General features: G+C 62.8%; 8 protein-coding genes. 1 reads left to right on the top strand and 7 read right to left on the bottom strand.

Annotation, left to right across the window (positions count from 1 at the left end; genetic code table 11):
- The first annotated feature begins 29 nt into the window (after positions 1–29).
- On the top strand, positions 30–1,847 hold the full coding sequence (locus AC3Z8Y_RS03180; protein ID WP_490088421.1) for a glycoside hydrolase family 15 protein: 1,818 nt from the start codon (positions 30–32) through the stop codon (positions 1,845–1,847).
- Positions 1,848–1,872: 25 nt separating this feature from the next.
- Here AC3Z8Y_RS03180 and AC3Z8Y_RS03175 read toward each other — a convergent pair whose 3' ends face one another.
- The 7 genes from AC3Z8Y_RS03175 to ydiJ all read right to left on the bottom strand — a co-directional run bounded on the left by AC3Z8Y_RS03175 (position 1,873) and on the right by ydiJ (position 13,294).
- Complete coding sequence (locus tag AC3Z8Y_RS03175) at positions 1,873–2,979, bottom strand: Gfo/Idh/MocA family protein (RefSeq protein WP_490088420.1); 1,107 nt, start codon at positions 2,977–2,979, stop codon at positions 1,873–1,875.
- A 79-nt stretch (positions 2,980–3,058) separates the two neighbouring features.
- Positions 3,059–6,220: an autotransporter family protein gene (locus AC3Z8Y_RS03170; RefSeq protein WP_490088419.1), complete on the bottom strand. Its 3,162-nt coding sequence runs from the start codon at positions 6,218–6,220 to the stop codon at positions 3,059–3,061.
- A gap of 221 nt (positions 6,221–6,441) precedes the next feature.
- Positions 6,442–6,897 (bottom strand): hypothetical protein, encoded by a 456-nt coding sequence (locus AC3Z8Y_RS03165; protein WP_490088418.1) that lies wholly within the window; start codon positions 6,895–6,897, stop codon positions 6,442–6,444.
- A complete protein-coding gene (locus AC3Z8Y_RS03160; RefSeq protein ID WP_490088417.1) occupies positions 6,884–8,383 on the bottom strand; it encodes a tyrosinase family protein in 1,500 nt (499 codons plus the stop codon). Before AC3Z8Y_RS03160 ends, AC3Z8Y_RS03165 begins: the two co-directional genes overlap by 14 nt.
- Positions 8,384–8,582: 199 nt before the next feature.
- Positions 8,583–9,608: a UV damage endonuclease UvsE gene (locus AC3Z8Y_RS03155; RefSeq protein ID WP_490088416.1), complete on the bottom strand. Its 1,026-nt coding sequence runs from the start codon at positions 9,606–9,608 to the stop codon at positions 8,583–8,585.
- Positions 9,605–10,195, bottom strand: a complete 591-nt coding sequence (locus AC3Z8Y_RS03150; RefSeq protein WP_490088415.1) for a cupin domain-containing protein — start codon at positions 10,193–10,195, stop codon at positions 9,605–9,607. Before AC3Z8Y_RS03150 ends, AC3Z8Y_RS03155 begins: the two co-directional genes overlap by 4 nt.
- A 57-nt stretch (positions 10,196–10,252) precedes the next feature.
- Positions 10,253–13,294 (bottom strand): D-2-hydroxyglutarate dehydrogenase YdiJ, encoded by a 3,042-nt coding sequence (gene ydiJ, locus AC3Z8Y_RS03145; protein WP_490088414.1) that lies wholly within the window; start codon positions 13,292–13,294, stop codon positions 10,253–10,255.
- Positions 13,295–13,315: the final 21 nt, after the last annotated feature.

Raw genomic sequence — 13,315 nt, 5'->3', positions numbered from 1 at the left:
TGCTCCGTCCACTCGCCAAGGCACCGTTCATGAACAAACCGCTACGTCTCTCCAAACAGCAGGTCGAGCCTGTGCGTGACGCCGACGGCTATTTACCGCTAGAAGGCTATGGCGCCCTTGGCGATGGCCGGTCTGTGGGGCTGGTAGGCTGGGACGGTTCAGTGGACTGGTGGTGCGTACCCCATATGGATTCGCCGCCCTTGTTCGATCGCTTGATGGCACCAGAAACCGGCGGGTATTTCATGATCGCGCCCGATGCTCCGTATCGAGTCGAACGGCGTTATTTGCCGGACAGTAACGTGCTCGAAACCGTGGTTACCACCGACACGGGCCGGGCGCGCCTCACGGAGTCATTGAACAGCGGGCCAGGCGGGCGGCTGCCGTGGGCCGAGTTGGCGCGGCGGGTCGAGGGGCTTGAGGGCCACGTGACGTTCAAGGTGGAGATCGACTTCGGGACCCAGGCCGATAAGGTATGCCCGTACCTCTCCCCTACTGGCAACGGCAGCGTTTTCCACGCCGGCAAGATATTGGGCATGTTCTTGCACGGCAACGCACTGAAGGTGGAGCGGGAAGACGACCTGGGTGTACGTGCCACCCTGAAGGTGAAAGAGGGGCAGAAGGAGGTATTGGCGATCGTGGCCGGGCGGGACGAACCCCTCGTCATACCCTCACTGCACTTGATCGATGCACGTATCGACGGCTCGGATCGCGAATGGCGGCAATGGGCCAAAGGGCTGTGCTATGAAGGCGACTATAAAGGCCTGGTAACCCGCAGCGCGCTGGCGCTCAAGCTGCTGCTGTCCTCAGCCAGCGGGTCGATCATGGCAGCCGCTACCACTTCGCTGCCGGAACGCCTCGGCGGTGACAAGAACTACGATTACCGCTTTGCCTGGGTTCGCGACGCGGGCTACACCATCGAAGCCTTTCTCAGTATCGGCGCACAGCCCGAAGCACAAGCGGCATTCGCCTGGCTGTTAAGGCGGCTGAGCGAGCACGGCCCACGTGTGTGTTACACCTTGGACGGCGCACTGGGAGATACCACTCGGCCTGTGGACTTGCCCGGCTATAAACACTCACCTCCCGTTGTAGGTAACAACGCGACCGATCAGCACCAACACGGGATATTCGGCGATATCTTCGAAACCGCGCGCTGCTTTATCGATTGCGGCAATGTTCTGGACTCGCCCAGTGCCATGCTGCTCTCGGGGCTCGCGGACCAGTGTGCAGATAGCTGGCGACGCAAGGACTGCGGCATCTGGGAGTTGCCCGAACCGCAGCATTACACCATGTCCAAGGTCAGCTGCTGGCAGGCCCTCAGCCGTGCCGTGGAGTTGGCGGACAGCGGCCACCTGCCAACAACCTGTCGAGACCGCTGGGACAGAGAGCGGCAGCGCATTCATGCCTGGATCGATGAGCACTGTTGGTGCGCAGCCCGGCAGGCCTATGAGTTCTATCCAGGCAGCGGGCGGCTGGATGCCTCCCTGGCCTTGGCGGTGCGCTTTGGGTTCTCTTCCCCCGAGCGACTGCAAAGCACCTTGCAGGCCATTGATAACGAGCTGGGCTGCAAGGGCTTCCACTACCGCTACAGTGGGGTGGAACAGGAAGAAGGCTGTTTTCTGGCCTGCACGTTCTGGATGGTCGAAGCCCATGCGACACAAGGGCGCCTTGAGCAGGCGACACAGATGTTTACCGAGGCCGTAAAAGGGTTGGACCATGGTGTGGGGATCTACTCAGAGATGGTCGACCCCCACTCGCGGGCCTACCTTGGCAACCTGCCTCAGGGCCTGACCCACCTGGCCCTGCTTGCAGCGGCGCGAGCGCTCGGCGGTATCGTCCCGGACCGTTGAGCCGCGCCCGCGCCTGTGCCGGCGGTCACTCCGTCGGCGATTCGGTGTTTATGTACGCCGGTGCTTCGGCCAATGGGAACTGCCGTTGTTGGTCACGGGTGGCGGCGCGTTTCGGGGCCAAGGGCTCAAGCTTCTGGGGCTGGCCCGTAGTCAGCGCCCGCTCGATAGCCTCCACTACTCGCACGTCGCGCCAGCCTTCATCTCCATCCGGCTCTGGCATTTGCCCTTTGAGAATGCAGTCGGAGAAATACGCCGTCTCGCCGGCAAACTGGTCCACGACCGGATGTACGTGTTCCTGCGTATTGCCATTGAGGGAGGCGCGATAGCGGATGCTTACGCCTTCGCCGTAGCCGAAACAGGGAGAGGCCTCGATCTCGCCCTTGCTGCCCAGGAACTGAAAACGCTCCGCGCTGGGAAGGTTGCAGCTGACGGTGAACTGCGCAAGCCGTTCCTCGGGAAAACGCAGCGATACTGTTACCGTATCCCAGGTATTTATTTCATCACCCGGCGTTTTTACGCCCACCGCGCTGACCTCGATGGGCTCCGCCCCGAACAGCTGACGCACCATGTTGAGCGGATAAGGCCCCATGTCGAACACCGGCCCGGCGGCGAAGCCATTGTGCAGCCGGTGGTTGCTGCGCTTGACCGTCTGCGTGAAGGTGGAGGTGAACAAGCGGGGTTCGCCGAACTCGCCAGCGTGTACCCGCTCGATCATCTCCAGGGTTCCGGGCTCGCAATGCAGGCGGTAGGCGATCATCAACCTGGCCCCCGACTGTTGCGCGGCGGCAATCATCGCTTTGCAGTCTTCCTCGTTGGTCGCCATGGGTTTTTCGAGCAACACATGAATACCCGCCTCCAGCGCCGGAACTACGAATTCGCGGTGGCGGAAGTTCGGGGTGGCAACGTACACCGCGTCCACTTCGCCAGAGGCCAACAGTGCGGGGTATTCGTCATAGCTGTAGCTTTTGAGCGAATACTGTTTGGCCAGGCGGTCGGCTTTTACCGGGTCGCCGGTGACCAGGGCGGTCATTACCGAGTTGTCGGTCTGGCCGACGCCGGGCATGAACGCGCCCTGAGAAATCGAACCTCCCGCTACCACGCCGTAGCGGATCTTGCCGTGTGAATCGGGCATTCACTGTCTCCTCGCTGATTGATCGATACCTTTCACCTGAGCCCCCTGCGGGAACGGAAGTTCAGTTCAATCGCTTGGCTTAGAACGGCACTTTCACAGCCACGGTCGCGGCCGAATCGCCGTAATCGCTACGGCCTTGCCCGGAGTAGTTGACCGTGAGCTCGGCCCCGTTCGCAGTGAGCGGTGTGACCAGGCTCAAGCCACCACGTACCAGCCAAGGGCTGGCTTCGCTGCCGCGGGTTTCGAACCGCTGCCCCGGCGCGCCGGCAAAGCTTGCGGTCACACCGTTGGCGTCGTTGATGAGGTCTACCCCCACGCCGAGATTCAGCTGCAGCCGGCTGCCACCCGGGCTGAACTCATGCTCCAGCCGACCATCCAGCCCGGCGATCAGCTGGTCCGTGTGGCGCCCTTCCACGGAAAGCAACAGCGGCGCGATGCTGCTGGAGCCTTGCTCGCGATAGCCCTCGTCTCGAATGTGGTTGTAGTCCAGGCGCGCCGACGGCACGAAACGGGTTGCCTCGCTTAACCTGTAGGCATGGCCCAGGCTGGCGCCCACTGTGGCGAACAGGCTGTCGTATTCGCCCTTCGCTTTGCCGCTCACACCCGAGAGCGCCAGGCTGCGTTCGCCCGCAACGCGATTGTGACCCGCGCCGGCGTAAACCATGAATTCCGTATCCGGGGCAAGCGTATAGGCGCTGTACCCTGTGAACTGCCAGAGGTCGAGCCGGCTGTTCTGGCCATTGCCAAGCGCATCGCCTTGGGTGTCGCCATCGGCGTAGGCGAACGCAAGGCCTACCCGCTGCGTACTGGAGGTACGGGTATCCATGCCGATCACCTGGCCGCTTCCGCTACTGCTGCCGCGGGCGCCGCTGGCCAGCGAAGTGAAGGGTTTTGACCAGAGTGTCGGGGCCATTCTCAGGCTTGGCAGCTCCGAGGTCACAGGCACCAGTCGGTCCTGCAATGCCTGGGATATTTCGCCCAACGCGGCCTGGCTCGCCCGCAGGCTGGCATTGCCCAACGGTAGGGTCTGGCTCAACGCATTGGCCACCTGGGCCGTGCTGGTCGCCGAAACGAAATACGGCGCCAGGCTACTGGACGAACCCTTGGCAAACTCGGCATCCAATACGCCCGCTACTCCGGCAGCGGAAGCAAGGCCACTGCTGGCGACTGCCGCGCGGGCCCCGGTGGCAGACTTGGCCGCGAGGGTAAGGTCCACCGTGTTGCCATCCTTCACAGCGCCGAAGTTAAACAGCGCCGAGTTGCCGGTTACCGCAAAGGTGCCATCGGACTTCAACGTACCGGCGCTGAGCACATCCTGAAGCCTGCTTACACGGAAGGGCTGGCTGGCATTGGCAACGTCCACGTCGATAAGGGCCTGGCTCGGCAACGTAGCGGTGCCGGTCACCACCAGTTTGCCGTAGTGTGTCTGGTCCAGCACTTCGGTGCGCAACATCGCCCCATTGCGCTGGCTGTAGTCCCCGGTGATGGTCGCCGGCGTGGCGCTGCGGCTGGTGGACGCGGTCAGTACCAGGGTGCCGCGGTTGATGAAGCTGTCCACTGTCCAGCGATCCCGGGCGCGGACACTATAGGTGGCGTCGCTGTAGACGGTGGCGGTGGTGTTTGGCGCGTATACATCGCCGGCAAACCGCGCGGTGTCGTTGCCTGCGATGTACAGGTTGTTCAACGTACTGGCTGGGTCAACGTAAAGGGAATACTCGCTACCGGAGATCAGGCCGGCATTCACCAGGCCGCCGGTAAGCTCGCTTTCTCCCTGTACCGACACGCCGCGCTCGCTGCCCTTGAGGGTGCCAGTGTTGGTCACGCTTGCCAGCGTGCTGTCCGTGATATTCAGTGCCCGGGCACCGGTGATACTGCCACGGTTGACCAACCGGCCGCTGAGCGTAGAGCTGCTGATGTCCAGCGCGTAGCTGGTGCCCGCGCCGATGATCTTGCCGGCGTTGACGAACTCACCGCCTACCGTGCTCCCGCTGACACTCAAGCCGCTCCAAGCCGTGTCGCCGCCCTGTGTGCCAATGGTGCCGTAGTTGGCGAAGCGGCCCTTGATGGTGCTGTCATTAATGCTGGTTTGCGAGAGGTACGTCAGGATGCTGCCCTGGTTGATCACGTCGCCGCCAATGGTGCTGCCACTGATCGCAGCGCCGGAGCCGCCCACGATGCTGCCCCGGTTCACCACATCGTCACCCACCGTGACAGTCAGCAGAGTGAAGGGATCAACGCTGCCGGAAATGTCACCATCGTTGACAACCCGGCCCTCGACGGTGGCATTGACCAATACCAGGCCACGATCGCTACCTGCGATGCTGCCCCAGGTTTGAACATCGCCGCCGATGGTAGCGAACTGGATATAGGCCCCGTTCTCACCTTTGATATTGCCCGCGTTGGTCAGGCTGCCAACTATGATGGTGTCGGAGATGTAAATCGCGTCCTGGTCGGCCTGCAGGCTACCGCTGTTGATCAGGCTTGCGCCGATGCGTACATCAGTAAGCACCAGCCCGTTGCTGCCTTCGATTGAACCGGCATTGATCAGGCTGCCGCCCAGCCTGCTGTTTTCGATGCGAACGGCCGCAGAGCCACTGGCAATACTGCCGCTGTTGCGCAGGTCGCCGGTGATTTCGCTGCTGCTGATCAGCAGGCCGTTACGCCCGTAGGCATCGTTACGCTCCCCCGCCAGCAGCCCGCTGTTGCTGAGGTTGCCGGTCACCGTACTGTTCACCAGGCTCAACGCGGCGGCCTGGGTGGAGGTGACGGCGCCGGCGTTCAGCACATTACCCGTGAAGGTGCTTCCCGACAGGATGATGCCCTCGTTCATGCCCTCGATCACCCCCGTTGCGGTGTTCTGGAGCTTTCCGGAAAACACCGTATTGAAGATGACGATGCCCTCTTCCCCAGCCAGCGTGCCGCTGTTGAAAATCTGGTTACGCCCGGCCGCCGCGTGTTGCACGACCACCGCCGCCACATCGGCCACCTTGATGCCGCCGTCGGCGGTCACCGTAAGCGACTCGTTGCGGCCGAGATTGCACGGCTCGGTTACACGCGTACTCAAGGTGGTGCTGGCACCGCTGCAACTGCCTGCGGCAGCGACGGCGCCATCGGCAGCCATGAAACTCAGCGCGGCAACGATAGCGAGGCTGAGGCGATGGGGTTGAAACGCGGACGAGTGGAAAACGGCTTTGCGAGAGGAGGTCGACTGCTGAGACTGACCAGGGCTGCGGCTATCCATGGGGCTACCCTGCCTGCTGAGGTATGGAAGCGAAGGTATAGGCAGGGGATTGGATTGTGTCAAAAAACTCAGGATAGGTTACGAGGTGGACATGGTTAGCGAGCCCCCGGTGGGGAGCGGGACCTCCGAATCGGTTTCGACTCAGGCCCGGGTCATGCCTGTTCCCGGGCTTTGCCGGATGCCCGGCTCCGACCGGTCCTACAGTCCACGTGCCGTTTCGCTCACCGACCATCGCCCGCGCCTATCACCTCCAGATCAAACACCACCCCGCCTTGCCCTTGCGCAGCGCTCAGCGCAAACCCTACCTTGATGCACAGCGGGTTATCGTCATGCAGTTGCCCGGCGTGGGCCGCGAGCGATACGAGAAAGCGCTGCCAGCGTGCACGTTCGTAGGCTTGATAAGCCTGGCGAGGATGGATGGCCAGGCGGGCAAGTTCCACCTCGATTCCGCCCGGCGGGGCCAGCCACACCGCCAGGCCTGCCGGCCCGGTGGTAGGCGGGGTGAATGCCTGCACCACCACAACCAACCGTGTATCGCCGTTGCGCAGGCTTTGCAAGGTTTCTACCGGATAGCGCCGGCAAATCAACCCAGGTGCTGCGAGTGTGGCTGTGGCGGCCTGGGCTGAAGCACCGCCCAGGCCGGCCAGCAACAGCAATGCCCGGCTAAACGAAAACAATTTCCACCGACCCCGGCGTTACCGTGCCCACTTGCGAGGCGGCCACCCCCGGTGCGGGCACGGGCACGATCTGTACCGTGACCTGGTCCCCGGTCAGCAGGCCAGCCTGGGCCAACCGGCGCACCGTTGCCGTGAGGTTGACCTGCGTCGACAGCGCCCCGCCATGGCCGGCATGGCCAGCCATCGTATGACGCAGGAACGACACCGTCCGCACGAAGTGCGGGTCGCTGTCCGGCACGTCCAAGCTGGCTTCCATCAGGTTGATGAACACGCGGAAGGTGTTCACGTTCTCGCCCATCACAATATCGCGCAGCACCGCGAACACCTCGCGGTTATTAGGCGGGGCGTCAGTGCCGGCGATCACCGCATCCAGTGTGGAACCCGGCGCGGTCAAGGGCACATCCAATGGGTCGGTCAGCTTCGCTATCCCGGGTTTGGTTTTCTTTACACGCTTTAGATTCGAGGGCTGGCTGGGGTCCAGCAGTGCCGCCACGTTGCGGTCGCGGATGCTCGACAAGGCCGCAGCGGCAGTCGCTTCGCTGGTAACGGCGTTGGCAACGGCGCTCTTTGCCTTGGTAGGCAGGCTGTCGTAGGTGTAGCCCATGCTGGTGGTGGAGCGCATGTTCTTCACTACCCGGCTGTAAAACTTGCCCTGCGGGCTGATGTAATGCTTGAGGAAATTCATATTCAGCCACAGCGGGTCGGTGCTGTTTTGTCGGCCGAGCGTGTTCCACCACAGCCAGATCCGGTCGATATTGCCGTGGTGCATCATGAACAATGGGTCCAATGGCGAATTGGGGTTGGGCATGTAGCCCCCGATGTTGTCGTGCACGTTGTTGTGGGGCGTGCTTTCCAGAATGCCCTGCACGCCGCCACCGGCCGGCACCCAGGACGGGTCGGTACTGTTTTGCGCCGGGTTGCGGCTGGTGCCGAAGGCCTCGAACACGGTTTCGGCATAAATGCTCTGCATCACGCCCGGGCCGGTGAGCGAGTCGGTCAGTGCATAGGGGCCGGTCAATGTGTTGCGAGTGGGCACATACAGCGGGTTGGGCTGGCCGTTGTAGAGCGGGTCGGTGAAGGCAGCCGGGAGGGTTCGCAAGGCTGTCCAGTCCCAGTAGGGCATGGCGAAGTTGGCGTTGCCGGTGAGCGAGGCCGCCGCCAGTTCGTACATTTCCAGATAACCCCGGTGCCATGGCAGGAAATACCAGCTGCCATGAGGGCAGAGGTTGAAGGCGTTGTTGTTGCCATGCTGGTTGGCAAAGGCAATCCAGCTCACCCGGTTACTCTCGGGCCTGGCTTTCATTATGCCCACGAAGTCGCGATAGCACGCCAGGTCGGGGTCGTTCGGCGCCAGGCTGTTCACGTTGCGGCGTACCCGCACGGTGGCTGCCGCCAATTGGCGCATGCCGGGCACGATGCCACCGAACACGCACACTGCGCCGGCGCCAAGGGAAAGTTTGAGAAGGGTACGGCGAGTAGTAGCCATGAGCCAGCTTCCTTGTTGAGTCGGTTGAACAACCGGACCCTCGAATTCGCGACGCGCCACAGCTGAAGGCTTACGCCTGAAATGTCCTGGCCAACCGTATAGCCCAACGGTGGGAAGTGGGCAAGGACGGTGGTCGGCGGCTAGTGGATAAGCCTTTCCCCGCCAGTTTTCCACCGCCACGGCCCTTCGCTTTGCCTGATCAGGTGTGCAATAAATACCGCTGATAGAATTCCAGCGTTGCAAGGTTCTTTTCCTTGGCTTCGAACATGATGTCGAAACGGTCGAGGAACTGCAGCGCGTACTCGTTGGTTTTGTGGTTCCACATGCGGGCGCTGTGCGCATACAGGTCGCGCTTGTTGACCTTCTCCAGCAAGGCGGGTATTTCCAGCGGGTCATCTGGCCCGAACCCTAGCGCCTGCAGGTGCTCAGGCGGTTGCGAGTAATGCATGGCCGGGCGCACGCCACGCCAGCTGTCGATGATGCGGCCTACCCTGCGGTCATCGGGAGGGATATACGCCTCTTCGTTGATCCAGCAGTGATGGATGTCGAGCACCACCGGTGCCAGGTCAGCGATGGCAAGGCAGTCGTCCACGCCATAGGTTCTCTCTTCGTTTTCGAAGGTGATGGTATTGCGTGCAACCTCTGACAGCCGTGGCCACACCGCCCGCACCCCTTGCACACCCAGGCGGCCGGCAATGTGCACGTTGCACTTGAAGTCCTGAAAGCGCTGGCCATAGCCCATCATGCGGATCATGTCGGCGTGGTACTCGAACTCTGCCAAGCTGTTTTCCACAACCTCGGGCCGGTCCGAACCCAGCACGCAATATTGCCCGGGGTGGAAGGACAGCCTGATGTCCGCGCCGCGCGCGTAGTCGCCAATCTCCATAAAGCGCTGCTGCAAATGCGCTTGCAGGGTTGGGTCCTGATAAAACGCCGTCACGCTGGGGTGGCTGTACAACGGCAACAGGTCGCTACTCAGGCGCAACATACGCAGGGCCGGCGGTAATTCCGCCACGTAGGCCAGCAGCCGAAGTTGGGCATCGAGGTTGTGCTCGATCAGCTGGCGCAGTTTTTCCGCGGCGGCCTCTACCGTAGCGCTGCTGATCCAGCGCACTGTGGTGGTACGAGGGTTGAACGCCTTCTCGATCGCTTCCAGTTCCTTTATCGCCAGGCTGCGGTGCGAGTGGCGATACATACAGGCAAAGCCCAGCCGTGCCTCGCTCATGAGTCACCCCACCACAGCGGATGAAACGGCCCTTGCGCACCGAACACAGGGTCTGACGCGGGATAGGTAGCGTCGGCGATACTGCGTTGTTGCTCAGGGGTTGGGGCTTCACGACAAATGTCGAAGGTAGCCCCCGCCGGGTAGGCGCCCACTACAAGAAAATCCCTGCTGGCGCTGAGCTGGCAGTGCCCGGTGCCAGCGGGCAACAACACTACGTCTCCCGCCCGCACCTCGGTTTCATAACCATCTGGCCCACCCAGCACCAACCGCGCTTCGCCACAGGCGACGCCAAGCACCTCATGGGCGGTGGAGTGGTAGTGATGGTAGGTGAACACACCGTCGCGCCATTGCGCGGGCCAGTGATTGACCTCGAACAGTTGCTCGAAGGCCGCTGCGGGATCGCTGATCTGGGACAGCACCTGCCGGCAGACGATCACTGGCAGGCGCGGATTATTGGGCACCCAGTCATTACGCTCCAGCCGCACTGCGTCTACCGCAGCCAGCTTGCCATCGGCGAGCATGGGCAGGTTGCCCACGGTGAGTGGAACGTCCAGCACATGTATGAAGGCCTGATGGGGAAGGGCCATGGCGTTCTCCTGTCACGGGTGATTACGTGTGGACAGCAGAACGCCGCAGCCTATCAATCAACCCGCCGCCCGTTGCAGCTCCAGCAGGATCTCCAGCGGGTGGCGCAGTTCACGCCCGGCCAAGCGTTTGGTCTGGCTGCGGCAGGAATACCCGGTGGCCAGCGCCTCGCCCTTGTCATCGGCCGCAGGTGCCACCTGCCCCGCCCAGGACTGGTCGAAGATGGTCCGCGACGTCTCCTGGTTACGCGCTTCATGCCCATAGGTGCCGGACATGCCGCAGCAACCGGTGGCCTGAGTTGCCAAGGTAAGGCCAACGCGGCTGAACAGCATTTCCCACTGCCTGGTGCTCGCCGGCGCGTTGGTTTTTTCCGTGCAGTGGGCGAGCAGCCTATAAGGCTTGGCGGCACTCGCCTTGAGCGTTTCTGGCAGCGCGTCGAGCAGCCACTCCTGGGGGAGGTCCACTTTCGGCAGCTGTGCGATCCCGGGCACCTTGGCGTATTCCTGGCGATAGACCAGCGTCATGGCCGGGTCCAGCCCGACCATGCGCACGCCGAACGCGCTCAGTGCCTGCAACTGGCTGGCGTTGCGAATGGCCGCCTTGTTGAAGGCACCGAGGAAGCCCTGCACATGCAGTGGCTTGCCGTTGGCGAAGAACGGCGCCAGATACACCTGATAGCCCAGGCGCGAGACCAGCTCGATCAGGTTGGCCAGCAATGGGGTTTCGAAATACCGGGTGAACGCATCCTGCACCAGGATCACACTGCGCGCCCGCTGCGCCTCGGTCAGCCCGATCAGTTTCGCAGGGGTAGCCGGCTGTACGTCCCAGCGGCGCAGGCTGGCGTGGAAGTTGAAGCGGCTGAGCAACGGGCTGTCGACCATGCCCACTCGGCGCGCCAGCACCCCCTTGATCACGGGTGCGTTCATCAGGCCGTTGTACAGCCCCGGCACTCGGGCCAGGTATGGAATGGTGAACTCCAGCGAACCGATCAGGTAATCCCGCGCCGGGCGCAGGTAGCGGGTGTGATAGAGCTCAAGGAAGCGCGAGCGGAATTCCGGCACGTTCACTTTTACCGGGCACTGCCCTGCACAGGATTTGCACGCCAGGCAGCCGGCCATGGCGTCGTATACCTGGTGGGAGAAGTCCTGCTGGCCGGCCTTGCTGTCCCGGCTGTTGCGCCAGCGCTGCGGCAGGGTTTGCCAGAAGCCTGGCTGGCGACGGGCCGGTGACAATACGTCCACCCCGGCCTCGCCTTGCAGCCGTAGCCATTCGCGCACCAGCGACGCCCTGCCCTTCGGGGACTGGGACCGCTGGCGAGTGGCTTTCCAGGAGGGGCACATGGCGTCGTTGGGGTCGTAGTTGTAGCAGGCGCCGTTACCATTGCAATGCATGGCGGTGCCGTAGCTTTGCCATACCCGCTCGTCGATAGTGCGGTCCAGATCGCCCCGCAGCGTCACCTCATCCACTTTCAACAAGGGTTCGGCGCTGTCGAGCGGCGTGCAGATTTTCCCCGGGTTCAGCTGATTGTATGGATCGAAGGCTGTTTTCAGGGCCTGTAACGAAGGGTAAAGCTCGCCAAAGAACGCTGGCACGTATTCCGAGCGCACGCCTTTGCCGTGTTCGCCCCAAAGCAGCCCGCCATATTTTTGCGTAAGCGCGGCGACTGCATCGGAAATAGGCCGCACCAGCGCGGCCTGGGCTGGGTCCTTCATGTCCAGCGCAGGGCGAACGTGCAGTACACCAGCATCCACATGGCCAAACATGCCGTAGGTCAGGCCATAGCCATCCAGAAGGGCGCGGAATTCGGCGATGTAATCCGCCAACTGCTCCGGAGGCACGGCGGTATCTTCCACGAAGGGCTGCGGGCGGATCTCACCGTCCACGTTCCCCAGCAGGCCCACCGAGCGCTTGCGCATGGTGTACACGCGGTTTACCGCTTCGTTGCCGGCGGCCAGCGTATGGCCAAGCCGCTCTACGCTAAGGTCCGCCTGCAGGTGCGCCACGAACGCCGCTACCCGCGCCTCGACTTCCGCAGGCTCGTCGCCACTGAATTCCACCAGGTTGATACCCAGCGTGGGGCGGTCCGGGTCGGCCGGGAAGTACTCCGCCACGCTGTGCCACACGATGTCTTTCATCGCCAGCAGCAATACGCGCGAATCCACGGTTTCGATCGACAGCGGCTTGTGCTTGATGAGCGCACGGGCATCACGCAGGGCGTCCATGAAGCTGCCGTAGCGTACGTTCACCAGCACCGAGTATTTGGGAATGGGCAGCACATTGAGCTTGGCTTCCACTACAAAGCCCAGTGAGCCCTCGGCGCCGCACAGTACGCTGTTGAGGTTGAAGCGGCCGTCGGCTTCGCGCAGGTGCGCCAGGTCGTAGCCGGTGAGGCAGCGGTTGAGCTTGGGGAACACCGCTTCGATAAGCGCCGCCTTGGTGGCGTTGATCTCGCGGGCGGTGCGGTAAACCTCCCCTACCCGACCTTCGCGGGCGCACTGGCGCTCCAGTTCGGCCTCGTCGATGGGCAGGCTGTGTACTGCTTCGCCACCCAGCAGGCGCGAATGCAACTCCAGCACGTGGTCGCGGGTTTTGCCGTACGTGCAACTGCCCTGGCCGCTGGCATCGGTGTTGATCATGCCGCCGATGGTGGCGCGGTTGGAGGTGGACAGCTCGGGTGCGAAGAACAGCCCATGGGGCTTGAGCGCCGCGTTGAGCTGGTCCTTTACCACACCTGCCTCTACGCGCACCCAACGGTTCTCGACGTCGATTTCCAGAATACGGTTCATATGCCGTGAAAGGTCGACCACGATGCCGTCGGTGAGTGACTGCCCGTTGGTACCGGTACCGCCACCGCGCGGGGTGAGCTTGATCTGCCGATAGGCCGGCTCGGCCATCAGCCGGGCAACCCGCGCCACATCGTCGGCGTCGCGGGGGAATACAGCGGCCTGGGGCAGCCGCTGATAAATCGAGTTGTCGGTGGCCAGTACGGTACGGCTGGCGTAGTCGGCGCTGATTTCGCCTTTAAAGCCGCTGGCGCGCAGGGCTTCGAGAAAATCACGGTAGTCGGCCTTCGCGGTGGCCGGGTGCAGCTGGGCGATCATGGTCGCTGCCTCGTTATAAGC

It is taken from the genome of Pseudomonas sp. 3MAES_34.3B (genome assembly GCF_058145875.1).
The sequence above is the reverse complement of the archived record's forward strand: the minus strand, read 5'-3'. Positions and strand labels throughout refer to the sequence as shown.